This is a genomic window from Magnetovibrio sp. (assembly GCF_036568125.1).
Taxonomy (GTDB): domain Bacteria; phylum Pseudomonadota; class Alphaproteobacteria; order Rhodospirillales; family Magnetovibrionaceae; genus Magnetovibrio.
The window spans coordinates 639203-662557 of the sequence record NZ_DATCTF010000010.1 but is presented as its reverse complement, the minus strand read 5'-3'; the positions used below and the strand labels follow the sequence as shown (position 1 = coordinate 662557).

At 59.6% G+C, this 23355-nt stretch carries 26 protein-coding genes; 19 read left to right on the top strand and 7 right to left on the bottom strand.

Annotated features, from left to right (window positions below; translation table 11 throughout):
* The 7 genes from VIN96_RS07890 to VIN96_RS07860 all read left to right on the top strand — a co-directional run bounded on the left by VIN96_RS07890 (position 1) and on the right by VIN96_RS07860 (position 6553).
* On the top strand, positions 1-387 hold the full coding sequence (locus tag VIN96_RS07890; protein WP_331895232.1) for a cation:proton antiporter subunit C: 387 nt from the start codon (positions 1-3) through the stop codon (positions 385-387).
* Entirely contained in the window at positions 384-1877 is a 1494-nt protein-coding gene (locus VIN96_RS07885) for a monovalent cation/H+ antiporter subunit D family protein (RefSeq protein ID WP_331895230.1), read from the top strand. The genes VIN96_RS07890 and VIN96_RS07885 overlap by 4 nt, the downstream gene beginning before the upstream one ends.
* On the top strand, positions 1878-3377 hold the full coding sequence (locus VIN96_RS07880; RefSeq protein ID WP_331895228.1) for a monovalent cation/H+ antiporter subunit D family protein: 1500 nt from the start codon (positions 1878-1880) through the stop codon (positions 3375-3377).
* Positions 3378-3379: 2 nt separating this feature from the next.
* The gene (locus VIN96_RS07875; protein ID WP_331895226.1) at positions 3380-3685 is read left to right on the top strand and encodes a hypothetical protein; all 306 of its coding nucleotides are present in this window, start codon (positions 3380-3382) and stop codon (positions 3683-3685) included.
* Positions 3675-5369, top strand: coding sequence for a Na(+)/H(+) antiporter subunit D (locus VIN96_RS07870; protein WP_331895224.1), 1695 nt, complete (start codon positions 3675-3677; stop codon positions 5367-5369). The genes VIN96_RS07875 and VIN96_RS07870 overlap by 11 nt, the downstream gene beginning before the upstream one ends.
* A 26-nt stretch (positions 5370-5395) precedes the next feature.
* Entirely contained in the window at positions 5396-6283 is an 888-nt protein-coding gene (locus VIN96_RS07865; protein ID WP_331895223.1) for a DMT family transporter, read from the top strand.
* A 72-nt stretch (positions 6284-6355) separates the two neighbouring features.
* Positions 6356-6553 carry a superinfection immunity protein gene (locus VIN96_RS07860; protein WP_331895221.1) on the top strand — a complete coding sequence of 66 codons (198 nt, stop codon included), beginning with the start codon at positions 6356-6358 and terminating at the stop codon, positions 6551-6553.
* A 10-nt stretch (positions 6554-6563) separates the two neighbouring features.
* On the opposite strand, the gene VIN96_RS07855 is transcribed toward VIN96_RS07860, so the two are convergent.
* The 4 genes from VIN96_RS07855 to VIN96_RS07840 all read right to left on the bottom strand — a co-directional run bounded on the left by VIN96_RS07855 (position 6564) and on the right by VIN96_RS07840 (position 10239).
* Positions 6564-7112 (bottom strand): hypothetical protein, encoded by a 549-nt coding sequence (locus tag VIN96_RS07855; protein ID WP_331895219.1) that lies wholly within the window; start codon positions 7110-7112, stop codon positions 6564-6566.
* 143 nt (positions 7113-7255) lie between these two features.
* Positions 7256-8527 (bottom strand): flagellar hook-basal body complex protein, encoded by a 1272-nt coding sequence (locus VIN96_RS07850; RefSeq protein WP_331895218.1) that lies wholly within the window; start codon positions 8525-8527, stop codon positions 7256-7258.
* Between the two features lie 109 nt (positions 8528-8636).
* A complete protein-coding gene (locus VIN96_RS07845; protein WP_331895217.1) occupies positions 8637-9068 on the bottom strand; it encodes a hypothetical protein in 432 nt (143 codons plus the stop codon).
* Between the two features lie 313 nt (positions 9069-9381).
* Complete coding sequence (locus tag VIN96_RS07840; protein WP_331895216.1) at positions 9382-10239, bottom strand: alpha/beta hydrolase; 858 nt, start codon at positions 10237-10239, stop codon at positions 9382-9384.
* Positions 10240-10276: 37 nt separating this feature from the next.
* On the opposite strand from VIN96_RS07840, the gene VIN96_RS07835 reads away from it, so the two are divergent.
* The 4 genes from VIN96_RS07835 to VIN96_RS07820 all read left to right on the top strand — a co-directional run bounded on the left by VIN96_RS07835 (position 10277) and on the right by VIN96_RS07820 (position 12094).
* The gene (locus tag VIN96_RS07835) at positions 10277-10762 is read left to right on the top strand and encodes a DUF5615 family PIN-like protein (protein ID WP_331895214.1); all 486 of its coding nucleotides are present in this window, start codon (positions 10277-10279) and stop codon (positions 10760-10762) included.
* Complete coding sequence (locus tag VIN96_RS07830) at positions 10732-11352, top strand: UbiX family flavin prenyltransferase (protein WP_331895212.1); 621 nt, start codon at positions 10732-10734, stop codon at positions 11350-11352. The genes VIN96_RS07835 and VIN96_RS07830 overlap by 31 nt, the downstream gene beginning before the upstream one ends.
* Positions 11353-11444: 92 nt before the next feature.
* A complete protein-coding gene (locus VIN96_RS07825; RefSeq protein ID WP_331895210.1) occupies positions 11445-11840 on the top strand; it encodes a hemerythrin family protein in 396 nt (131 codons plus the stop codon).
* A 128-nt stretch (positions 11841-11968) separates the two neighbouring features.
* Positions 11969-12094 carry a hypothetical protein gene (locus VIN96_RS07820; RefSeq protein WP_331895208.1) on the top strand — a complete coding sequence of 42 codons (126 nt, stop codon included), beginning with the start codon at positions 11969-11971 and terminating at the stop codon, positions 12092-12094.
* Between the two features lies 1 nt (position 12095).
* Here VIN96_RS07820 and VIN96_RS07815 read toward each other — a convergent pair whose 3' ends face one another.
* From VIN96_RS07815 to VIN96_RS07805, 3 genes are read right to left on the bottom strand one after another with little or no spacing between them, the layout of a single operon-like run.
* Complete coding sequence (locus VIN96_RS07815) at positions 12096-13358, bottom strand: MFS transporter (protein ID WP_331895207.1); 1263 nt, start codon at positions 13356-13358, stop codon at positions 12096-12098.
* The gene (locus VIN96_RS07810) at positions 13304-14239 is read right to left on the bottom strand and encodes a zinc metalloprotease HtpX (RefSeq protein WP_331895206.1); all 936 of its coding nucleotides are present in this window, start codon (positions 14237-14239) and stop codon (positions 13304-13306) included. The genes VIN96_RS07815 and VIN96_RS07810 overlap by 55 nt, the downstream gene beginning before the upstream one ends.
* A 33-nt stretch (positions 14240-14272) precedes the next feature.
* Positions 14273-14785 carry a KdsC family phosphatase gene (locus VIN96_RS07805; protein ID WP_331895204.1) on the bottom strand — a complete coding sequence of 171 codons (513 nt, stop codon included), beginning with the start codon at positions 14783-14785 and terminating at the stop codon, positions 14273-14275.
* A gap of 152 nt (positions 14786-14937) precedes the next feature.
* Here VIN96_RS07805 and VIN96_RS07800 point away from each other — a divergent pair, with 152 nt between their 5' ends.
* From VIN96_RS07800 to nadA, 8 genes are all read left to right on the top strand, one after another.
* Positions 14938-16383 carry a sensor domain-containing diguanylate cyclase gene (locus VIN96_RS07800; protein ID WP_331895202.1) on the top strand — a complete coding sequence of 482 codons (1446 nt, stop codon included), beginning with the start codon at positions 14938-14940 and terminating at the stop codon, positions 16381-16383.
* Positions 16384-16406: 23 nt separating this feature from the next.
* Complete coding sequence (locus VIN96_RS07795) at positions 16407-16829, top strand: thioesterase family protein (RefSeq protein WP_331895200.1); 423 nt, start codon at positions 16407-16409, stop codon at positions 16827-16829.
* Between the two features lie 20 nt (positions 16830-16849).
* Positions 16850-18616, top strand: coding sequence for an aminodeoxychorismate synthase component I (gene pabB, locus VIN96_RS07790; protein WP_331895198.1), 1767 nt, complete (start codon positions 16850-16852; stop codon positions 18614-18616).
* Between the two features lie 98 nt (positions 18617-18714).
* Complete coding sequence (locus VIN96_RS07785; RefSeq protein ID WP_331895196.1) at positions 18715-19434, top strand: hypothetical protein; 720 nt, start codon at positions 18715-18717, stop codon at positions 19432-19434.
* Positions 19435-19680: 246 nt separating this feature from the next.
* Positions 19681-20370 (top strand): hypothetical protein, encoded by a 690-nt coding sequence (locus tag VIN96_RS07780; protein WP_331895194.1) that lies wholly within the window; start codon positions 19681-19683, stop codon positions 20368-20370.
* A gap of 84 nt (positions 20371-20454) precedes the next feature.
* Positions 20455-21645, top strand: a complete 1191-nt coding sequence (locus VIN96_RS07775) for an acyl-CoA dehydrogenase (RefSeq protein WP_331895192.1) — start codon at positions 20455-20457, stop codon at positions 21643-21645.
* 135 nt (positions 21646-21780) lie between these two features.
* Positions 21781-22137, top strand: a complete 357-nt coding sequence (locus tag VIN96_RS07770; protein WP_331895191.1) for a hypothetical protein — start codon at positions 21781-21783, stop codon at positions 22135-22137.
* A 202-nt stretch (positions 22138-22339) separates the two neighbouring features.
* Complete coding sequence (nadA, locus tag VIN96_RS07765) at positions 22340-23353, top strand: quinolinate synthase NadA (protein WP_331895189.1); 1014 nt, start codon at positions 22340-22342, stop codon at positions 23351-23353.
* Positions 23354-23355 lie beyond the last annotated feature (2 nt).

Here is a 23355-nt window from a genome sequence, read left to right as displayed (position 1 = left end):
ATGATCGATTTCAACACCTTGATCGACTGGCTTGGCCTATTCAACGACTGGATCGCCATCGTGTTGATGATGGTCGGTTTTTACACCGTCATCGCCCAACACAATCTGACCAAGAAGGTCGTCGGACTGAACATTTTCCAGGTCGCCGTGTTCGTGTTCTACATCTCCATGGGCAAGATCGAAGATGGCTCCGCGCCGATCTTGAAAGACGGCGTCGAGATCTATTCCAACCCCCTGCCCCATGTGCTGATTCTCACCGCCATCGTGGTCGGCGTGGCGACCACTGCACTGGCCTTGGCGTTGGTCGTGCGCATTCATCACAGTTACGGCACCATCGAAGAAGACGAAATCCAAGTCATCGAGCACGGTGAGGAGGATATCGCATGAGCCCCGCTGAATTCACCTCGGACCCCTGGCTGATCTTGCTGGTGGTGGTGCCGTTGCTTGCGGCGCCGGTGTGCGTCATGCTGCGCAGCGCGGGTGGCGCGTGGTCGGTCGCGACCGCGGTGTCGTGGGCGGTTCTCGCCATCGCCATCAAGCTGTTGATCACGGTGCTGGACCATGGCCAAGTGGTCTATCGCATCGGCGGTTGGGATGCCCCGTGGGGGATCGAATATCGCCTCGATCCGGTGGGCGTGTTCGTGGTGCTGATCGTCGCCGCCATCGGTGCGCTGGTTCTGCCTTACGCCAAACGCAGCGTGGAAAAAGAAATCCGCCGCGACCGCATCTATCTGTTTTACGCCATGCTGCTGTTGTGTCTGTCGGGCTTGCTCGGCATCACGGTCACCGGCGACGCGTTCAACCTGTTTGTGTTCTTGGAAATTTCCAGCCTGTCGAGCTACGTGCTGATTTCCCTGGGCCAAGATCGCCGCGCCCTGACGGCAGCCTTTCGTTACTTGATCATGGGCACCATCGGCGCGACCTTTTACATCATCGGCATCGGGTTGCTGTATCAAATGACCGGCACGCTCAACATCGCCGACCTCAAGAGCATCATGCCCGCCGTGGTCGATACCCGCACCGTGCATGCCGCGCTGGCGTTTCTAACCGTCGGCATCAGCTTGAAGCTGGCGCTGTTTCCGCTGCATTTGTGGCTGCCCAACGCCTACACCTTCGCACCCAGCGCAGTGACTGCGTTCTTGGCCGCGACCGCGACCAAGGTTTCGGCATATGTGTTATTGCGCATCCTCTTCACCCTGTTCGGCGACGTCGATCTGTTCGCTGCGTTTCCGCTGCAAGAGATTCTGATCGCGATGGCGCTGGCGGCGATGTTCCTCGCCAGCCTCAGCGCCATTTGGCAAGAAAACATCAAGCGCATGATGGCCTATTCATCGATCGCGCAGATCGGCTACATCGTGCTCGGCATCGCCTTGGCCACAGAAACCGGCCTCACCGGTGGCATCGTGCACATGTTCAACCACGCGCTGATGAAAGGTGCTGCGTTCATGTCCATCGGCGCGATCGTGTTCGCCACCGGGGCGGTGACGTTGCAACAGCTGGAAGGCATCGGCAAACGCATGCCGTTCACCATGGCCGCGTTCGTGGTCGCCGGTCTGGGACTGGTCGGCATTCCGCTGACGCCGGGTTTCATCAGCAAATGGCAGTTGGTCACGGCGGCCCTGGAACTGGATATGTGGCCGCTGGCGGCGCTGATCTTGCTGTCGAGCCTGCTGGCCGTGATATACGTGTGGCGAGTCTTCGAAGTCGCCTACCTGCGCGAGCCCGTCATCGGCATCCATAAACCCCAAGACGTGCCGCTAAGCATGCTCATCCCCACCTGGGGTTTGGCGCTGGCGGCACTGTATTTCGGATCCAACGCCAGCTTCACGCTGGATTTGGCCCACACTGCGGCGCGTCATTTGATGGGAGGGCTGTAAATGTTGTTGTCCTTCATCACCGAAGCCCAAGCCATTCAATTGGCCGTGGCGATCCCGCTGTTGGGCGGCCTCATCGTCATGTGGATGGGCGAGCGCAACCGCAACCTGCGCGAAGCCGCATCGCTGATCACAGCGGTGTTGGAATTCGCCGTGGTCGCGTCGCTGACGCCGGAAGTGTTGGAGGGTGCGCGACCTTCGGTCGATCTGTTCGAAATGCTGCCGGGCCTGACCATCACCTTGACGGTTGAGCCGTTGGGTCAGCTGTTCGCGTTGATCGCGTCGGGTCTGTGGATCGTCAACACGGTCTATTCCATCGGCTACATGCGCGGCAACGGCGAGGCCAACCAGACGCGCTTTTACGTCTGCTTCACCATCGCCATTTCCGCCGCCGTGGGCATTGCCTACGCCGGCAATCTGTTGACCCTGTTCCTGTTCTACGAAGTGCTGACCATTTCGACCTATCCGCTGGTCACCCATTCGGGCAAGGCCGAAGCGATCCGCGGCGGACGCGTTTATCTGGGCATCTTGATGGCCACCAGCATCGGCTTTTTGTTCCTCGCCATGCTGTGGACCTACAACATCACCGGCACCTTGGATTTCGTCGAAGGCGGCATCCTGGCCGACAAGGTTCACGGCCCCGAGCTTGCGGTGCTGATGTTCCTGTACATGTTCGGCATCGGTAAAGCGGCATTGATGCCGGTGCACCGCTGGCTGCCCGCCGCAATGGTCGCGCCGACCCCGGTCAGCGCCTTGCTGCACGCCGTGGCGGTGGTCAAGGCGGGCGTGTTCTCGGTGGTCAAGGTGATCGTCTATATCTTCGGCCTCGACCTGCTGACCGAAGCGCAAAGCGACGACTGGCTGCTGTTCATCGCCGGCTTCACGATCATTTCCGCGTCGATCATTGCGCTGCGCCAAGACAACCTCAAACGCCGCCTTGCGTATTCGACCGTCAGTCAGTTGAGCTATGTGATTCTCGCTACCACCATCTTGGCGCCGATTTCGGTGGCCGGTGCGGTGATGCATATCGCCGCCCACGCGTTCGGCAAGATCACGCTGTTCTTCGCCGCCGGGTCCATCTACACCGCCGCGCACAAGACCGAGATCAGCCAGCTCGACGGCATCGGCAAGCGCATGCCGTTCACCATGGCGGCGTTCGCCATCGGCGCGCTGTCGATGATCGGCGTGCCACCCACGGCGGGTTTTATCTCGAAGTGGTACATTCTCAGCGGCGCACTGGAAACCGGCGAAGCGTTCGCCATCTTGGTGATCGTCGCCTCGACGCTGCTCAACGCGGGTTACTTCCTGCCGATCGTCTACGCGGCGTTCTTCAAGGACGAACAACCCCGTGATGAAAGCGATCCGTACCATAAATACGATGACCACGGCGAAGCGCCGGTGGCGGTGGTGATGGCGCTCTGCTTCACCGCGCTGGGCACCGTGGTGCTGTTCTTCTATCCCGATGTGCCCCTGGCGCTCGGCCGCGCCCTGGTGGGAGGTTGACGATGAGCGAAGCCCCAAAGCCCGCTGAAACGAAAACGGACAAGACGCCCCTGCTCGACGTCAACGGCGAGCCGATGCACTGGCTGGTGCGCCCCACCACCATCAAACTGTTGTGGTTGGGTGGCATCGCGTTGCTGGCGTTCGTCACCTGGCTCGGCACCACGGTGCATCCGCACGTCAAGTTCGGCATCGAAGGCACGCTCGGTTTTTATTCGTGGTACGGCTTCGCGACCTGTGTCGCCATGGTGATCTTCGCCAAGCTGTTGGGCGTGGGGTTGAGCAAGAAGGACACTTACTATGACAAGTGACTTTCTCATCTCGCCTTCGTTCATTCTGATCATCGGCGCGTTTTTGCTGCCGATGGTGCGCGGCTGGGCGCGTAGCACATTGATTTTAGCGCTGCCGCTGCTGACGCTGGGCGCGATCTGGCAGGTCGGCGACGGCGTGCAGATGACGGTGCCGTTCCTCGAATACGAATTGGAACTGGTCGACGGATCCAACCTGTCGCGCCTGTTCGCCACCATCTTCGCCATCATGGCGTTCGCGGGTGGCTTGTTCGCGCTCAACCAAACACGGGTGATCGAACTCAGCGCCGCCTTTGCCTACGCCGGCAGCGCCATCGGCGTGGCGTTGGCGGGCGACATCATCACGGTGTTCATGTACTGGGAATTGATGGCCGTCGGCTCCACCATGGTGGTGTGGTCGGGTCGCACACCGGAAGCGGGCCGCGCGGCGATGCGTTATGCGCTGGTGCACCTGTTCGGCGGCGTGGTGTTGATGGTCGGCGTGATCGCCTACATTCAAGAGACCGGCTCCATCGACTTCACCTTGATGGGCGCGCACAGCTTCGCCACTTGGATGATCTTGATCGGCTTCCTCATCAACACCGGCGCACCGCCGCTGTCGGCGTGGCTGCCCGACGCTTATCCCGAAGCGAGCTGGTCGGGCACCGTGTTCTTGTCGGCGTTCACCACCAAGACCGCCGTGTATGTGCTGCTGGTCGGGTTCGCCGGGGAGCAGGTCCTCATTTGGATCGGCGTCTACATGATCTTTTACGGCATCGTTTATGCGTTGTTGGAAAACGACATGCGCCGCATCTTGTCATATTCGATCATCAACCAGGTCGGCTTCATGGTAGTCGGCGCGGGCATCGGCACCGAGATGGCGATCAACGGCGCGGCGTCGCACGCCTTCACCCACATCATCTACAAGGCGCTGCTTTTGATGAGCGCCGGTTCGGTCATGTACATGACCGGCGGCAAGCGCAAGTGCACCGACTTGGGCGGCTTGTTCCAATCCATGCCGTTGACCACGATCGCGGGCATCGTCGGTGCGCTGGCGATTTCCAGCTTCCCGTGGACCAGCGGTTTCGTGTCCAAATCGATGACCAACCAAGCGGCATTCGACGGCGACATGATGGTGGTGTGGTTTTGCCTGTTGGCGGCCAGCGCGGGTGTGTTCTTGCACGCGGGCATCAAGTTCCCGTGGTTCGTGTTCTTCCAAAAAGACAGCGGCCTGCGGCCCAAGGACCCGCCGTGGAACATGAAGGCGGCGATGGTGTTGTTCGCGTTCCTGTGCATCTGGCTGGGCGTGCAACCGGGCCCGCTATACGCCCTGCTGCCCTATCCGACCGCGTACGAGCCCTACACCACCGCACACGTGTACGAGATGCTGCAATTGCTGCTCTACGCGGGCTTGGCGTTCTTCGTGCTGTTGCCGTTGATGAAACGCAAGCTGACCATCACCTTGGACTTCGATTGGTTCTATCGCAAGCTGGCGGTGGACAGCGCGGCAAGCATCGCAACGACCATTTCCAAACTGCTCGGCGGGTGCGTGTGGATCCGCGACAATCTGGTCAACGCAGTGATCGATCTGGCATCGCACCACCATAATCCCAAGGGCATCTTGGCCCGCACCACGCCTGCCGGGGTGATGATGTTTTGGGTGGTGATCGTGCTGTTTGCGTATCTGGTCATGTACCTGTTCGTATGATTTCATCCCCGCCTAAGCATGCCCCGATGCTCGGCATTGCGTACCTGTGCGCCGGGGTGTTGCTGTTCGTCATCGGCGACGCGTTGTCGAAATCGTTGGTCGCTAATTACAGCGTGCCGCAGATCGCCTTCGTCAAATCGCTGGCGACGCTGATCGTGTTGTTGCCGTGGATCGCACGTGCCAACACCCGTGCCCGCCTGAAAACCAAGCGTCCGTGGATGCATGCCATGCGCGCCACGTTCGGTCTGGCGGAAATGGCGTGCTTTCTGTTGGCGCTGCGCACCATCCCGTTGGCCGATGTCACGGCGGTCTATTACGCCGCACCGCTGATCGCCACCGCGCTGTCGGTGGTGTTGCTCGGCGAACGGGTCAGCGTGCAACGCTGGGGCGCGGTGGTGATCGGCTTCATCGGCATGCTCATCATCGTACAGCCCGGCAATGGCCTGGGCTTAGAGCTCGGCACCATTTACATCACTGCGGGCATGGCCCTTTATGCGGGACTGATGATCGTCAACCGGATCATGGGCGCGACCGAAAGCACCACTTCGATGGTGCTCTATGCGGTGATTTCCGAAACCGTCGTGATGGGCCTGCTGAGCCCCTTTTACTGGACCCCGATGTCGGCGTTCGACGCCTTACACATGGCGGCGTTGGGCTTGGTCATCACGTTGGGCATTTTCGCGTTCACCCGCGCCTACAAATGCGCGCCGGTGGCCACGGTGGCGCCGTTCGATTACACCGCGCTGATCTGGGCCGTGCTGTTCGGTTATCTGTTTTGGAATGAGCTGCCAGCCTTGAGCGTGTGGCTGGGCGCGGGCTTGATCTTGGTGTGTGGACTGTATGTGCTGTATCGCGAACACATCGAAGGCGTGATCGAAAACGACAAAGGCCGCCCCTACGACCACCACGAATGACCGACCCCAGGCTTCTCATGAGGGTGCGAAAATGCTAAAAAAGATGTCAGCATTTCTATGTGAGGGGAAGCTATGCTCTTGTCATTGATTGTCGTGGTGATGTTCATCGCGGCGCTCATCGTTTTCATCGCCGCCTATTTCGCGCCGACGCTGATTGCGCTGCAGCGCGACCATGGGCGCGCCAAAATGATTTTCAGCATCAACACGTTGACCGGTTGGACTTTTGTCGGCTGGCTTGCCGCGTTGGGCTGGAGCCTGAGCGCGTCGTAGATTTCAATCGTTAGGTTTTGCTGCCCGGCATCCAGGACTTCACCTTCACCGGCGCACCGCTTTGCGTGACCATGACGCGATGACCATCGGCATCGCGAAAGTGCCGCGCGACCTTGGAATCCTTTTTCTCGCTTTCGGCCTTGAACGCGGTGACCATGCTGTCGAGCAGGATTTCGGTGCGGTTGCCCTTGCGCAACGCGATCGAGTAGGCCGTGTTCGACGTGGTCAGGCGTGCCAACTGGTCAGGTTTGAGATGGCCGAAACGCCGCCATATACTGGACAGAAACATCTCCACGTCGGTAGGCAGAAACAGCTCGACATCGACATCGGGACGGCCGCGCGAAAAGGCGTGATAGACCGTCGGTTCCAGCGGGCCTTGCTCGTCAGCGACGAACACCGCGGGCATCAACTTGCGTCCACCGTAAGCAATCGCGTAGAACGCCTGGGCCAGATACAAAAGTCGATGCATTTTTTGCGGTTGCAGGTACTCGTTCTCGTTCAGCGCTTGATCGGCGAACCAGATGGCGACATCGAACGTGGAGTTAACGGCAAAAGTCATATCGTGTATCTTTCGCGCCCCTTTGGCGGCGCAGGGTTTCGTGGCCCAATACTCGGGCGGATTCGTCCTTTACGGCAACGGGATTTTATCACGAGTGAAGATCAAAATCGTTAACGCCTTTGCCAGGCTCGCCCCGTACCGGCTTAAGCGATTTCGTCGAGCAGGCTTTTCGACAGCTGATCGGCGGCTTTGAGAACCTCGAGGCTGGCACGGTACGAGGTTTTGGCAACGAGCAAATTCGCAAACTCGGTGCCCAGATCGGTGGTCGACAACTCCAACGCACCACTTTGCACCTGCCCTGCGCCGCCAGAACCCGCCGCCAAATAGGTCGGCGCGCCGGAGGCGTCGGTGGCACGATAGACGCCGCCGCTCTCAGTTAGCAAACCCGATGGATTGGTGAAGGTGGCGACCGGAATACGCGCAATATCGCGCGTTTCGCCATTGTCGAACACCGCCGTCACCTGCCCATCGGTGGAGATGGTGACGTTTGAGACCGCCCCGAAACGCGCGCCGTCGGATTGCACCGAACCTAGTTGAAATGCGGTGCCATAACGGGTCAGGCCGTTGGCCTCGCCCACCGTGCCCAAATCGATCTGAATGTTGAGATCCTGCGCCCCACTGGACAGGCCGGCAATGTTGAGCACCGGCGGCTGCGTCCCACCGTCGAAGCCGGCAACGGTGCCGTCAGCCGAAAATTGCACGGTGACGTCATAAGCCGGACCGGCGTTGCTGCCTTCTCGTGCAACGGCCACTGTCGCGCCGGTGGCGGTTTCGGTGATCACACCGATGCTCAGGCGATACGCCCCGCCCGCCTGGGCCTCAAACGTCAAGGGAATGTCCAACTGCGCACCCAAAGAATCCGTGGCCCGCGCGTTGACCGTAAAACGTTCGCCCACATTGGCCGTGGCGGGCAGATTGGCACCGACCTCAATGGATGTGGTCGCGGCGGCGGTGCCGCCGATGGTGTGGACGTTCACGGGCGACAGTCCGCCGCTGCCGTCGGGTCGGTTGGCCAACAGATAGTGTCCGGAATTGTTGACCAGATAACCGCGATTGTCGGCAGCGAACGAACCGTCGCGCGTGAACAGGCTCTCATCGCCAGAGGCGCCCTGGGGTGAGACCGTTGAAACAGATGTGGAAACGGCGAAATACCCGGCCCCCGACAGGGCCAGATCGGTGTTCGAGGTACTGGATGCCAGCAAGCCCTGGACGCCGTTTTGCGGACGCGCGACCGTCTGCACACCACCCGGCGCATAAGCCGTGGTGGTTTGGCGCGTCGCAATGCTCTTGGCGTTGAGGTCGGTGCGCTTGTATCCGGTGGTGCTGACGTTGACGATGTTGTCCGCAGCCGCGCCGATATGCTGAGCGTTGAGGCTCAGTCCCGAAACCGCGGCGTTGAGAATGCCAGAAACCACATGTCCCTCCTTTTACCCTCTCGTCGCGCTGTAAGCACACGGGGGCTTAGGATGATGATGTCACACGCCCACCATAAGCGCAGTGACATCCGTCACAGGAGTGATTGTCTTATAAAGAAAAGGAAATGCTCGCGCCGCGCTTGTGCATCGCCCCACCGATCACATCGGCGGTGCCTTCATACGCACGAATGGCTTTGTTTACAATACGTTGTAGACCCGGCCCATCCTTGATGCCGCCGGGAGCGTTGAGATCGGAATCGCGCTGCTGCTGACTCAACAAATGCAAAAAGGTCGTCGATGAGGTTTCAAAATTGCTGGCCGTGCTGGCAGGCAGCCGAGGAGGCTCCGGCCTACGGTTCTGCATCCACTCGGTAAAACCTTGGAAATTATAGTTGGGATCGGCGAAGACCTCAGCCTTGGGGCTGATCTCGTCAATTTGCGCGTAGGTGACGGACGCAACGTTTCGCCCTCCCGCTGGCATATGCGCGGAAGAAACGTTGGGCCCTGAAGGCGCGCTCAAGGGTCTGGCGGATAGTGCCATGACCGTTCCTCATCAATCCCCGGCGCCGTGTCTTTGCCGACACCCGCACGCCAAACAGGCGAACGCAGCATCGAACGCGACCGGCGCGTTTATAAAGTTCACGGATTTTCTACGCCCGACAAATCCTGCAAAAACAAGATCTTGGACGCAAAAAAACCCTCGGTCATGACCGACCCATTCTGGGCTCAAGACCGGGAACTTCCATTTCTTGGATCAACGAAAACAAGTCGCTTCTGCGCAAGCCCGCTGATTATGCTTAATATTGTACTAAAATATCAGTGGGTTGTGCCACTGTTTATTCGCGACGCGACATTTAGTGCCGCTCTGCACTCTGTCCGGTGTGGCTGGCGAGAAACTCCAGCACGCGCTCCCCCATTCCAAAATCGTACAGATCATTGTGACCGGCATCCGCGATCCACATGTGTTCCTTGGGCGGATTGGCGGCAGCGAACAATCGTTTACCGAATTTCGCCGGCACGACACGGTCTCTTTCGCCGTGTACGATCAACAGCGACGTGTGAATATCGCGAATGCGTGCAAGGGACTCATAGCGGTCCTTCATCAGCACGCGCACCGGCAAAAAGGGATAATGGCCGGCCCCCACGTCGACGGTGGACGTGAACGGCGCCTCCAAGATCAACGCCGCGACCGGTTTGGCGTTTTGCTGCGCTTCCAAGGCCATCGCGGTCGCCACGCCGGTGCCAAGCGATTCACCGTACAGCACTACCAAGACGTCGCCGCCCGCCCGATCACGTAAGCGCGCCAGCGCCGCGCGCGCATCGGCGTAAAGCCCTTGTTCAGTGGGCGTGCCGGGATTTCCGGCATATGCGCGGTATTCCACCAACATCGCGCCGTAGCCCGCATCCAGAAGCAACCGCGCCTTGTGGCCGCGATCGCCCAAAGTCCCCGCATTGCCGTGGAATATGACCACGGTGGGCTTGGCCGGGTCTTGAGGCGGTGCGTACCAGGCGAACAGTTCGAGACCGTCTTCGGTGGTGAAGCCAAGCTCTTCCATTTCCGCCACGCCACTTTCGGCGCGGGTCGGCTTGGGACTGTTCGGGTAATAGAGCAGACTGCGTTGATAGGCGTACATGAACACCACAACCGCCAAATAGATCACCCCGGCGGTGACGAAAACGCTGATCATGGTCGATTTCAAACCTTTGTCCATCTGCACCTCTTTGACAACATAGGCTATAACACAAGCCATGAAGTTTCTCTGCGATGAAATGTTGGCGGGGTTGGCGCGGTGGCTGCGTGCTGCCGGCCATGACGCGGCGATGGCGGCGACGGGCGACGCGGACCGCACCGTGTTGCAACGCGCCCTGGACGAAGGCCGTAGGTTGCTAACCCGCGACCGCGCCCTGTTGCAAATCAAAGACGCCGCGCGTTCGACCATCTTGTTGCACGGCGAAAACCTGAACGCATGGGCGTATGAGCTTGCCCACGAGCACGATCTGAACTGGCTTGAACGGCCGCTGTCGCGCTGTTTGGTGTGCAACGTCGAACTGATAGACGCAGACGCCGATACCCTGTCACGCATGCCGGAAGATTCCCGCACCCTGCCCGGCCCGTTCAAGGCATGCCCCAAATGCGGGCGCGGTTACTGGCCCGGCAGCCATGCCAAGCGCATGATGGCGCGGTTGCACGATTTCGCCGCTAAGTGTGGACACGCCCCGACGAAAAGGCCATGATCCGCGCCATGAACAGCGAAACCAATAAAGCCCCCCTGATCGTCGGCATAACCGGCGCCACCGGCGCGGCGCTGGGCGTCGAAACCTTGCGCGCGTGCCGCGACTTGGGCGTGCCCGCACATCTGATCATCACCGAAACGGGGGTGCGCGCGCTCAATCTGGAAACCGATTTGAGCCTTGAGGACGTCAAGGCCATCGCCACCGAGACCTATCCCAACAAGGACGTCGGCGCGGCAGTGGCGAGCGGATCGTTCAAAGCCCGGGGCATGATCGTTGCGCCGTGCTCGATCAAGACGCTCTCGGGCATCGCGGGTTCGTTCTCGCACAACCTGATGATCCGCGCCGCCGACGTGTGCCTCAAAGAACGCCGCCCGGTGGTCTTGATGGTGCGCGAAACGCCGCTGCACAAAGGTCACCTCGACCTGATGAGCCGCGCCGCCGATTTGGGCTGCCACATCATGCCGCCGATGCCGGCGTTTTACGCCAAGCCGCAAAGCATCGAGGATCTGGTCCGTCACACGGTTGGCCGCGCCCTGGACCTGATCGGCATCGAGCACGAACGGGTCGAGCGCTGGACCGGCCAAGGCTGAACTTTTTCTGATCTCACCTGACCACGGTCAAGGCCCCGCGAATGTTCGCGCACAATCATGGCGCAAACACACTGTGGGATACACAAATCATCATGACTCTCATCAATTGGACCGACGAGCTCAAACGCGGCATTGCCTTTCAAGACCAAGACCATGAAGAAGCCGTCGCGGTGATGAACGCTCTGCATGGCTGCGCCGAAGCCGACCTGGCGCCACTTTTCAAAAAACTGTTCGACCACACGAAAGCCCATCTGGCACGCGAAGACGAATTGATGGATCGCATCGGTTTCTTCGCCGCAGCAGTACACAAGGGCGAACATGCCCGCGTCCTGGCGGAAATGCAGGAATTCCAAGACAAGCTCGACGCCGGTGACATCGATGCGGTGCGCACCTATGTCGAACAGACCGTGCCCGACTGGTTTCTCAATCATCTCGACAGCATGGACACCGCCACCGCCATGTTCGCTCGTCAAATGGGTGAAACCTGACCTTCCCGAAGGTTGTCATAATTAGATCCCACATTTCGAAACACTAACCGGCTAAGACAGGCCTCACATCACCTTAAGATATGCCAATACGACTTTGAGTTGATTTTGTGTTGGGTGAGATCTTGACCATGGCGGACAAATCCAAATGCCCGCCGCAAATGTCAGCAGCGCAACTCGGCGATATTCTGGCCGAGCAACGCAAGAATCTGGCCGATATAATCGACGTGATCTCCGAAGAAGTTTTGTCGGGCTGACTTAAGCCGCCGCTAAGGCGCGTTCGCGAATGGGCAGATGGATCAGCGCGGCGACGATCCCCAACGCTATGGCGATGTTCCACGACCCGCCGTAATCGCCCATCAGATCGAACAGATAACCGCCGATCCACGAGCCGAAGAACGCCCCCACCTGGTGGCTCATCATCACGATGCCGAACAGCGTCGCCACATAACGCGGCCCGAACAGATGCGCCACCAACCCGCTGGTCAACGGCACCGTGCTCAACCACAACATTCCGAACGCGGCGGCGAACATCAACACCGAGGTTTCAGTGACCGGCAAGTTGATGAACACGATGATGGCGACGGAACGCAGCGCGTAGATGCCCGCCAACAGGCCCTTTTTGACGAACCGCCCGCCCAGCCATCCAGCCAGCAGCGTGCCGCCAATATTGAACAGCCCGATCACCGACAGCGCCCAGGCGCCGACGCTCGGCTGCAATCCGCAAAAGCTGAGGTAGGCCGGAAAGTGCGTGGCGATGAACGCAACATGAAAACCGCACACAAAAAAGCCCGCGTTGAGTAACCAAAACCCCGGCGCCCTAGACGCCTCGTTCAACGCTGCGCCGAGCGATAGGTCGATGGGCCTATTGATGCTTGTGTGCGGCGCATCGACATCGGGACGCACCAGGATCAACGCCGCCGGGATCATCGCTACCGACACCGCCGCGATGGCGTACAGCGACCCGGCCCAATCGTTGCCGTCCATCACCCACACGATGAACGGCGGCAACAGAAACTGGCCGACCGAGCCGCCCGCCGCCACCATGCCCAGCGCCAGGGACCGGCGACGGTCAGAAACGATCCGCCCCACTACAGCCAGAACCAACGGAAAGCCGGTCGCCCCGGTGCCGAGCCCGATCAACGCGCCGACCCCACCGATATAACCCAACGGCGTCACCGCCAAAGCCATCACCACCAGTCCGACGCTGAACAGGACCGCGCCGACCACCAAGACCTTGAGCGAACCGAAGCGGTCCGCCAGCGCACCGGCGAACGGCGTGAATACGCCCCACACCAGATTTTGCACCGCCAGCCCCATGGCAAAGTCGGCGCGGCTCCAACTGTTGGCGACGACCATCGGTTCGAGGTAAAGCCCCAGGCTTTGGCGCACCCCCATATTGATGGACAGGATCAACCCGCCCGCCAGCGCTGCGAAAACGACCAGGGCGTGGGACTGTCGATGCGTCATCGCCACCACCTGAGCAGCCACCGGATCGGCAGCCCGAACGGTCGGCTCCACTCGCGTGGGTAGCCGTGTTGCTCGCCGATCAGTTCGATGGGCAGCGGTCCCATGGCGGGCGATTGGCGCAAAATGCGACTGACGCGTTCCTGTGTAACGGGATGAGAACGCAGCAAAGACGGCTCGGTCCCGGGGCGATGAGGAAAGTACGCGTGTTGCAGCAAACTGCGGCCCTGGATTTCCAGTTTCTCCAACGCCACCGCCAAAGCTTCCGGGTCTCCGCAAATGTCGACCGCGCCGTGATCGGCCTCGAACTCGCGCACCCTGGACAGGCCCATCTGCAACAAAAAGCTCAGCAGCGGCGCCATCATCAACAAAAGCAGCGCGCCCCACGGGATATAGCCGCCGGCCGTGCTCGACAGGGGAATGTTGAACACGATCAAGATCAAACCGATCATCGATAAGGTGCGGGTCATGCGCGTGATCATGTCCGCCAGTCCCATCACCGCCAAATCGCCGGACGCGATGTGGCTGACTTCGTGGGCCAGCACCCCGGCCAATTCCCGTGCGTTCAAGCCTTGCACCAACGGCCCGCTGAGCACCACGGCGGCGTCGTCTTGCGACGTGCCGGTGGAAAAACCGAGCATTTGTTCCGCATCCATCAGATAGACATCGGGGACGCGATCCAGGCCCGCGCGGCGCGACAATTCCGCCAAAATGGCATGGATCGCCGGGGCTTGGTCGGGGCGCAACTTGACCGCGCCGATGGCCATCAGCATCCAGGACTTCGACGCCCTGCGCCCGAACATCAAAAAGGCGAACACGAACACGGCCGTGATGAGCAACCCGTCGCGTCCTGCCAAGATGAAGCCGATCACCGCCAACAACGCCGTCATCGTCGCCAGCATCGCGGCCGATTGCATGAGGTTGTGCAGGTTCACGGCATCATGTCCTTTCCCGCCCTACCGGCGTTTTTAGGAGCTGCGGGCCTTGACGATCAAATCGCAGATTTCACGCACAGCGCCCTTGCCGCCCGCCTTTGAGGTGACGTAACGCGCCGCGTGGATGGCTTCGGGGACGGCGTCGGCCACCGTCAACGGCAAGCCGATGGCTTCCATCAATGGCACGTCGGTGAGATCGTCGCCAATATGCGCGACTTCGTGCAAGTCGGCGCCGACCTGTGCGGCGATTTCGCGCAAGTGTGTGAGCTTGTCTTCCGCACCTATGCGCACATGCTGTATGCCTAAGTGCTCGGCGCGCTTGATGGTCGAGGTAGCCTTGCTGGCGGAAATGATACACATCGCCACACCCGACTTGATGGCGCGCTTGATGCCCAGGCCATCTTTGACGTTGAATTTGCGAAACTGGGTGCCGTCGTCGGTGTAATACAGTCCGCCGTCGGTCATCACGCCATCGACATCCAAAGACAGCAGCTTGATTTGGCCCAGACGCAGTTCGACGTCGCGGGTGGAAAGTTTTTCGCTCATCAGATCCTCTTGCTTGGTGTTCGGCGATGTTAGCACGCGGGCCACAAACGTAGCGTGACACCACATAGGGGTTTATTCTATGGTCAGTTTTAAAATAAGAACAAAGAAGATTGGGGGGAAATCGTGACATTCGTTAAATTATGGCGTTCGTTATGAGCGTGTTATCCCTGCGCACCAAACTGATTGCACTCGTCACACTGATCTTGGTGGCCGGATTCGTCGCCACCAACGTGCTGAACTATGAAGTTTCCAAGGGTGCGCTGCGCACCACCATCTTGGAAAACGAGTTGCCGCTTTCCAGCAACAACGTCTATTCCGCGATCCAGGCGGACTTGCTGCGCCCGATTTTCATATCGTCGATGATGGCCAACGACACCTTCGTGCACGAATGGGTGCTCGACGGCGAGATCGCCCCGATCCGCATGAAACGGTATTTGTCGCAAATCCGCACGACCTACAACACCACGACGGCCTATTTCATTTCCGGCAAAACCCAGCGTTATTATCACTATGAAGGCGCAGGCCAGATCTTGAGCGAATCCAACCCCGATGACAGTTGGTTCTTCGCTGCCCGCGACATGAAGGAACCTTATGTCGTCAACGTCGATTTCAACTACCAGATCGATGGCAACATCACGATTTTCATCAATTACCGCGTCACCGATGAAAACGGCGACTTCATCGGCGTGACCGGCGTCGGCCTGGGTCTGAAATCGGTTTCCGATCTGGTCAAGACCTACCAAGAAGAATTTCGCCGCAATGTCTATTTCGTCGACGACGCCGGATTGATCCAGGTGCACGCCGAGGCCGATGTCGTCGGCTCTCGAAATATTCATGACATCGACGGGCTCGACGCAATTGCCGCAGATGTGTTGTCGCACGATCGTGGCTCTTACAGTTACATCACCCAAGACGAACGCATCCTTCTTACCACGCGCTTCATCCCGGAACTGAAATGGCACCTGTTCATCGAATTGCCCGAATCCGAAGCGCTGAAGATGATGAAACGCGGGTTCATTCGCAACTTGCTGATCGGTCCGATGGTGATTTTGATCACCATCTTGCTGATCGCCTACACCATCAACATCTTCCAACGCCGATTGGAAGACATGGCCATCACCGACAAGCTCACGGGCCTTTACAACCGCGAGCATTTCGATCTGTCGCTGACCCAGGCCATCAAACGCTACAAACGTGACGGACGGCCCTTTTCCCTGTTGATGCTGGACATCGACCACTTCAAACCCATCAACGATGAGCTGGGCCATCTGGCCGGCGATGACGTCATTCGCCGCACCGCCGACATCATCCGCGCCCAGGCTCGTGAAAGCGACCTGATCTGCCGTTGGGGCGGCGAGGAATTCATCATCTTGGCAAGCGACTGCACCGCCACTGACGCCCAGCGTCTCAGCGACGCAATCCGCGAAGCGTTACGCTCGGCCCGGTTCTTCCCCACCATGCCGGACAGAACCGTCACCGGCAGCGTCGGCGTTTGCGAAGTACGCCCTGGCGACGACGAGGTCGTCATGATCGGCCGCGCCGACCAAGCCATGTACGCGGCCAAGGAAAAAGGCCGCGACCGCACGGTCATTGCTTAAAAGGCCCGAGTGAGGACGTATCGATGAAAGACACCCTGCGACCCGGCATCGTGTACGAGCACGCCTACCACGTCCCCGACAGCAAAACCGTGCCGTCGCTGTACCCCGACGCGCCTGAATTTCAAGAAATGCCCGAAGTGTTCGCCACCGGCTTCATGGTCGGATTTTTGGAATGGGCATGCATCAAGGCCATCGAACCGCACTTGGACTGGCCCCGGGAAATGACCGTCGGCACCCATGTCGACGTCAGCCACGAAGCCGCGACCCCGCCGGGCTTGACCGTCACCGCCACCGTAAAATTGATTGAAGTGGACGGCAAACGGCTGGTGTTCGAGGTCGAAGCCCACGACGACGTCGACACCATCAGCCGCGGCCGCCACGAACGCTTCGTCATCGACCGCGACGCGTTCACCGCCCGCGTGCACCGCAAACGCGACACCGCGTGATCTTAAGCTAAACTGTGCCTATGACGCCCCAACCGCCCTATGTCCTGATTGATGACGCCCGCTTGCCAAACGATGGCAGGCTCGGCGCACGGCTGTTCGCCAATCCGTCACGCGTGATCACCTGCACACGGCCCGAGGACGCCCCTGCCGCACTGGCAGAGATCGACCAAGCGCTGGCGGACGGCCATCATGTCGCGGGATACTTGGCATATGAGCTGGGTTACGTGCTGGAACCGAAACTCGTTCCGCTGTTGCCGCAACCGCTCGACGGACCTTTGATCTGGATGGGGGTATTCGACGCGCCAGAGCCCCTGCTCGCAGACGTGTTCGATTCGTGGGCGCAGCACCCCCATGGCATCGGCCCCATGCGCATGGACTTGAGCCGCGAAGACTACATCGAACAAGTCGAGCGCATCCGCGAGCATATCCGCGCCGGTGACGTCTATCAGATCAACCACACCTTCAAGCAACGCTTCGACTTTTGCGGCGATCCGCTGGCGCTGTATGCGCATCTGCGCCATAAGCAACGCGCCCGCTACGGCGCGGTGATCGCAACGGGTGAACGCCATATCCTGTCGCTTTCGCCGGAACTGTTCGTCGAAAGCCACGCCAACCTGATGCGTACCCGACCGATGAAAGGCACCGCCGCGCGCGCCGCCACATTGCAAGACGACGAAGCGCGCAAGCACTGGCTTTGTCATGACGAGAAATCCAAAGCCGAAAACCTGATGATCGTGGATTTGCTGCGCAACGATCTGGGCCGCATCGCGTTGGTGGGCTCGGTCAACGTCACCGATTTGTTCAGCGTCGAGACCTATCCGACCCTGCATCAAATGACATCCGGGATCGAAGCCAAGATGCGCCCGGGAACACGCTTTTCACATGTCATCGACGCGCTGTTTCCATGCGGCTCCGTAACCGGCGCGCCCAAGGTCAAGGCCATGGAAATCATTCGCACCCTGGAATCTGAGCCGCGCGGCGTTTACACCGGCGCGGTGGGTTACGCCTCACCCCAGGGGCTGCGCTTCAACGTTGCCATCCGCACCATCGAAATCAACCGCGACCAGGGTCAAATGGGCATCGGCAGCGGCATCGTCTACGATTCCGACCCCGTCCAGGAATGGCATGAATGTCACCTCAAGGCGCAGTTTGTAACCGCGCCTCACCAGCCGTTTGATCTGCTGGAAACCCTGTCGTGGCATCCGAGCGAAGGCTTCGCTCTGCTCGATCGCCACATGGCACGGTTGGCGGCGAGCGCGGCGTACTTCGGCTACCCGTTCGACGAAGCGGCGGTGCGCGCCGCCTTGCACCGCGCCATCCCCGACGACGCACAAGCCCCATTACGAGCGCGATTGCTGGTCGATGCCGCCGGAAAGATTGCGGTAGAAACGGTCCCCTTGGCTGCAATGGAACGACTACGGTTCGTCGTTTCCGACCGACGCATCGACCGCGACAACCGCTTCGTTTACCACAAAACCACCAATCGGGCGTTTTACGACGACGAACGCGCACGCCAACAGGCTCTGACGGGGTGCGACGAAGTCCTTTTCCTCAACGACGCCGGTGAGCTTACGGAGGGCTCGTTCACCAATCTGTTTGTCGAGCTCGACGGCCGATTGCTCACCCCATCGGCCTCGTGCGGGCTGTTGGCGGGCACCTTGCGCCAAGAACTGCTCGACAGTGGACGGGCCGTCGAAGCGGTGCTGAAACGCGACGATCTGAAGCGTGCCGAGCGCATTTTCCTGGGCAATTCGGTGCGCGGCTTGATTGTGGCGCAACCGCTCTGACCCCCACGCTGTGACGTCCGACACAGCCCTGCTCGCGACGTTTGGGTATCTTTTAAAAAACGTCGATTCCCAACCGACATGCTCAGCAGGAAAGAACCATGGCACACACCAACACCTCATCGCGAAACTACACCATCCCCGATTACGATTTCGGCGACGACGTGCTGTACAAACAAGACAAGCCGAAACCGAAACGCAAGCGGCGCGACAACGACGTCGCCATCTTGTTCGCCATGTGTGTGTTCACGTTTTTGGTGTTGGGCACCTATGTGATGATCAAAGTCACGCCCGGCATGGAATTCAAGCTGGGCTCGTTCTTCACCATGATCAGCGGCGAAGGTTCTTCCGGCTATCAGTTGGGCAACGTCAAACTGGGCACCACCATGGACGTATTGCGCACCAGCCAGCCCGGCGCGCAAAAGTCCATGGCGTCCAACGGCGCGATCTTGATGTCGTTCACCGACGAAGACGCCCAGTACGTCGTCTGGTACGGCGAAGACGGTCCCTACCACACCGCTTACAAAGTGCGTCAGAACCGCACCATCACGGGCATGAGCGAAGACGAATACATCGGCACCATCGCCAAACGCTACGGTGCGCCGTCCGTGTCCACGTGCTCCAAACGCATGTCCGACGGCCTGCGCGATTGCCGCTTCAGCTGGTGGATGCCCGGCGAAGTCCGCTTGGATTTGATCAGCCGCCAAGACACCAGCCAGCCCACGCCGCGTCTGGAGGTCACCTTGATCACCACCGACACCCGCCTGGAAAGCCGCATCCTGCGTGGTCAAATGACCACGACCGTGCAAGGCCCGAACTAAACGCTTATTGCTTCTTCCTGAACTAAGAAATTAGGCTTCGCTTCACCGGCGAAGCTTTTTTTTCGGCTTCGAACCGGTGCCGGTAAATTGCTAAAATTTTATCCAAATTTTCGTTAGTTTGCGGACAACTTGAGAGCAAAATAACCTTTCGATAACAATATGTTAACTTGTTATAATAAAGGCCTAACGGAAGCTTGAAACTCCCTCTAAAAACAAGCGCGTAACGGCATTAACCCGAGGTCAATTATGAACAGCGCACGCCACCTGCCCGGCCACCACACCAAACTGCCGAACATTTTGGTCGTTTTCAGCGTGTTCGTCCTGATGATGTTTGGCGGCTATTGGCACATTTTCGGATCGCCGTTTAAATTCGCCCTCAAACCCGGCTCCATGCCGATGGTCGAAGGAGTCCTTTCGGATCGCCATATCAACAAACACTTCACCATGAACGGCGTGCGTCTGGGCATGACGCCGGAGATGGTGCGTCAATTGCACCCGTCCACAAAGAACGCCGCAGGCCGCGACGGCGAACCCGTGTTGACCGTCTCCACGCCCCGCGGGCTGATGGTGGCGTGGTTGTTTAATAACAATGAAGTCATCGAGGTGAACGACAAACCCTTCGCTGTCAAACCTGCGCGCATCTACCGTTTGCGTTTGGACGAAGCGTACGCAGATCTCAGCGAACAAACCCTGATCGACAACTACGCCCGCGTGTACGGGCGCCCCATCGATGCGAACTGCAATCGCAACCAATTGGGCGACACGCCACGCTGCACCTATCGTTGGTGGGGCGGCGACGGCATCGAACTGGTCGCCATCATGAAACGCAAGATCGACGCCAACGGGCAAAGCTACGTGTTGCTGACGACCATTGCGACCAACACCTTGAAAACGTCGAAGCTGGTCTCGATGCCGTTGCGCCGGGCCAACGGCTGAACTTTCCCTACACCAATTTCATGACAGATGAAATGCGACCTGTTAGGTATCGTGGGTTCTGATTTTTCAATCTTGGAGCCCGATATGACCTCCCCATCCAGCAAGCCGCATTTTCAATGGGAAGACCCGCTGTTGCTCGACGCGCAGTTGAGCGAAGAAGAACGTCTGGTGCGCGACACAGCGCGCGACTACGCCCAAGACCGTTTGATGCCGCGCATCATCGAAGCCAACCGCGAAGAAATCTTTCACCGTGAAATCATAACCGAAATGGGCGCATTGGGTCTGCTGGGCCCGACCATCCCCGAAGAGTACGGCTGCGCTGGCGTTTCGCATGTCGCCTACGGGCTGGTGGCGCGCGAAGTCGAACGCGTCGACAGCGGCTACCGCTCCGCCATGAGCGTGCAGTCGTCTTTGGTGATGCACCCGATCTACGCTTATGCCAGCGAAGCGCAAAAGCAGAAATACCTGCCCAAACTGGCCAGCGGCGAACTGGTCGGTTGTTTCGGCCTGACCGAACCCGACGCCGGTTCCGATCCGTCGTCGATGCGCACCCGCGCCGAAAAGGTCGATGGCGGCTATGTGCTGACGGGATCGAAGATGTGGATCACCAACTCGCCCATCGCCGACATCTGCATCGTGTGGGCAAAGCTGGACGGCGAGATCCGCGGCTTCATCGTCGAACGCGGCGCGGAGGGTTTGAGCACACCGAAAATCGAAGGCAAGTTCTCGTTGCGCGCCTCGATCACCGGCGAAATCGTCATGGACCGGGTGTTCGTGCCCGAAGACAATATGTTCGCCGACGTGCGCGGCCTCAAAGGTCCGTTCGGCTGCCTCAACAAGGCGCGCTTCGGCATTGCCTGGGGCGCGCTGGGCGCCGCCGAATTCTGCTGGATGGCGGCACGGGAATACACCTTGGAACGCCAACAGTTCGGCCGCCCCCTGGCGGCGACACAGTTGGTGCAAAAAAAGCTCGCCGACATGCAGACCGAAATCACGCTGGGGCTGCACGCCTGCCTGCGCCTGGGCCAAATGATGGACGAAGGCACAGGCGCGCCGGAAGCGATATCCATGCTCAAGCGCAACTCGTGCGGCAAGGCCTTGGACATCGCCCGGGTCGCGCGCGACATGCATGGCGGCAACGGCGTCGCGGATGAATTCCACGTCATCCGCCACGTCATGAACCTGGAAGCCGTGAATACCTATGAAGGCACCCACGATATTCATGCCTTGATCTTGGGTCGTGCGCAGACGGGTCTGGCGGCGTTTGGCGTCTGAACTTTCAAAACCTGATACCTTCGTATAGGGCTCCCATACTTAATACAGGGCGGATAACCTTTCGCGCGGTTGAGCTTTGGCTCAAACCGCGCGATGTTGGTCATACAAAATGAGCGCCGCCAATGGAGCCGCAATATGACCCCCGCCTTACAAAAAAACGCGTCACTGCCGGACAAGATTTTCAGCTTGTCGCTGGATGACGCAACCGTGCCTTTGGTCTTGACCCGCAAAGCCCAAATGGAATTCGAGCTGCAAGGTTTGGAAGCCATGGACGAGTGCTTGATGACCATCAGCGACCACCTCACCCCGGCCAACGAACCGGCTCTGCGGCCCCAGCCGTTGGATTTGGTTGGCCAAATGATGCTCGACAGCGCCCACAGCGGCAACATGCGCAAATTGATGCTGTGCGCCCTGTGGGTCGGCCATCACTACCCGTCGCTCAGCGGTTTGACCGCTCACGGCCCAACGTACAGTTTCGAAACCCACGACTGATTTCACAATCCCGTTCACGACCCCTAGGGGCCAGTCGGGGCGCCACGCCAGAGAAACGAGGACCTTGCCCAGGTCCTCGTTTTCTGTTTCAAGGGCATTTCACAGCTTGTTCTCAGGCTCTTTCCCAACCACATCTAGGCCGTTAAGATAGAGCCTTGCAGATTCCCCGTAATGAAAGATGACGGCCCCGGCCGGACCCACCATGACCGATACCGTAATCATGCCCGCTGACACGGCGAAAACCTTAACCGACATCGACCCGCACCTCGACCTGGAGGCGGAGATCGAACGCCTGCGCCGTGAAAAGAACGCCATCATCTTGGCCCACTACTACCAAGACGGCGAAATTCAGGATTTGGCGGATTTCGTCGGCGACAGCCTGGACCTGTCGCGCAAGGCCGCCGCGACAGACGCGGACATGATCGTGTTTTCCGGCGTGCGCTTCATGGCCGAAGTGGCGAAAATTCTCAGCCCGCAAAAGACCGTGGTGATCCCCGACGCCGACGCCGGCTGCTCGTTGGAAGACAGCTGTCAGGCCGAGGCCTTCAAGGCGTGGCGCGATGCGCACCCCGATCACATCTCGCTCACCTACATCAACTGCTCGGCCGAGGTTAAAGCGTTGTCCGACGTGATCGTGACGTCGTCGAGCGCCGAGCACATCATCAACAACCTGCCTAAGGATCAGCCGATCCTGTTCGCCCCGGACCGCCACCTGGGCGCGTACCTGCAACGCAAGACCGGGCGTGAAATGGTCCTGTGGCCGGGCACCTGCATCGTGCACGAACAGTTTTCGGCGCGCGAAATCACCCGTTTGAAAAGCCAGCATCCGGGCGCCTTGGTCGCCGCGCACCCCGAATGCCCCGAAAGCATCATCGAGGTTTCCGACCACGTCGGATCGACCAGCCAGATTTTGAGCTTCGTGCACGACAATCCGGCCACGGAATTCATCGTCGCGACCGAACAGCACATCATCCACCAGATGGAAAAAGCTTCGCCGGACAAGACTTTTTACGCCGCACCCGGTGCCGACGGCGGGTGCAGCTGTTCGAGCTGCCCGTACATGGCGCTCAACACCATGGAAAAAATCTACCTGGCCATGCTCAACGAGGCCCCGGCCATCACCATGCCCGAAGACTTGCGCGTGCGCGCCTTGAAGCCGCTGGAACGCATGCTTGAGCTGGCCCCCGCCTCTTCGCCCTCCAAATCCGCGGCCTGATC

What these genes read in the sequence shown, in the direction of transcription:
- VIN96_RS07890 (WP_331895232.1), top strand. Translation starts at nt 1, where the DNA reads ATGATCGATTTCAACACCTTGATCGACTGGCTTGGCCTATTCAACGAC.
- VIN96_RS07885 (WP_331895230.1), top strand. Translation starts at nt 384, where the DNA reads ATGAGCCCCGCTGAATTCACCTCGGACCCCTGGCTGATCTTGCTGGTG.
- VIN96_RS07880 (WP_331895228.1), top strand. Translation starts at nt 1,878, where the DNA reads ATGTTGTTGTCCTTCATCACCGAAGCCCAAGCCATTCAATTGGCCGTG.
- VIN96_RS07875 (WP_331895226.1), top strand. Translation starts at nt 3,380, where the DNA reads ATGAGCGAAGCCCCAAAGCCCGCTGAAACGAAAACGGACAAGACGCCC.
- VIN96_RS07870 (WP_331895224.1), top strand. Translation starts at nt 3,675, where the DNA reads ATGACAAGTGACTTTCTCATCTCGCCTTCGTTCATTCTGATCATCGGC.
- VIN96_RS07865 (WP_331895223.1), top strand. Translation starts at nt 5,396, where the DNA reads ATGCTCGGCATTGCGTACCTGTGCGCCGGGGTGTTGCTGTTCGTCATC.
- VIN96_RS07860 (WP_331895221.1), top strand. Translation starts at nt 6,356, where the DNA reads ATGCTCTTGTCATTGATTGTCGTGGTGATGTTCATCGCGGCGCTCATC.
- VIN96_RS07855 (WP_331895219.1), bottom strand. Translation starts at nt 7,112, where the DNA reads ATGACTTTTGCCGTTAACTCCACGTTCGATGTCGCCATCTGGTTCGCC.
- VIN96_RS07845 (WP_331895217.1), bottom strand. Translation starts at nt 9,068, where the DNA reads ATGGCACTATCCGCCAGACCCTTGAGCGCGCCTTCAGGGCCCAACGTT.
- VIN96_RS07840 (WP_331895216.1), bottom strand. Translation starts at nt 10,239, where the DNA reads ATGGACAAAGGTTTGAAATCGACCATGATCAGCGTTTTCGTCACCGCC.
- VIN96_RS07835 (WP_331895214.1), top strand. Translation starts at nt 10,277, where the DNA reads ATGAAGTTTCTCTGCGATGAAATGTTGGCGGGGTTGGCGCGGTGGCTG.
- VIN96_RS07825 (WP_331895210.1), top strand. Translation starts at nt 11,445, where the DNA reads ATGACTCTCATCAATTGGACCGACGAGCTCAAACGCGGCATTGCCTTT.
- VIN96_RS07820 (WP_331895208.1), top strand. Translation starts at nt 11,969, where the DNA reads ATGGCGGACAAATCCAAATGCCCGCCGCAAATGTCAGCAGCGCAACTC.
- VIN96_RS07805 (WP_331895204.1), bottom strand. Translation starts at nt 14,785, where the DNA reads ATGAGCGAAAAACTTTCCACCCGCGACGTCGAACTGCGTCTGGGCCAA.
- VIN96_RS07800 (WP_331895202.1), top strand. Translation starts at nt 14,938, where the DNA reads ATGAGCGTGTTATCCCTGCGCACCAAACTGATTGCACTCGTCACACTG.
- VIN96_RS07795 (WP_331895200.1), top strand. Translation starts at nt 16,407, where the DNA reads ATGAAAGACACCCTGCGACCCGGCATCGTGTACGAGCACGCCTACCAC.
- pabB (WP_331895198.1), top strand. Translation starts at nt 16,850, where the DNA reads ATGACGCCCCAACCGCCCTATGTCCTGATTGATGACGCCCGCTTGCCA.
- VIN96_RS07785 (WP_331895196.1), top strand. Translation starts at nt 18,715, where the DNA reads ATGGCACACACCAACACCTCATCGCGAAACTACACCATCCCCGATTAC.
- VIN96_RS07780 (WP_331895194.1), top strand. Translation starts at nt 19,681, where the DNA reads ATGAACAGCGCACGCCACCTGCCCGGCCACCACACCAAACTGCCGAAC.
- VIN96_RS07775 (WP_331895192.1), top strand. Translation starts at nt 20,455, where the DNA reads ATGACCTCCCCATCCAGCAAGCCGCATTTTCAATGGGAAGACCCGCTG.
- VIN96_RS07770 (WP_331895191.1), top strand. Translation starts at nt 21,781, where the DNA reads ATGACCCCCGCCTTACAAAAAAACGCGTCACTGCCGGACAAGATTTTC.
- nadA (WP_331895189.1), top strand. Translation starts at nt 22,340, where the DNA reads ATGACCGATACCGTAATCATGCCCGCTGACACGGCGAAAACCTTAACC.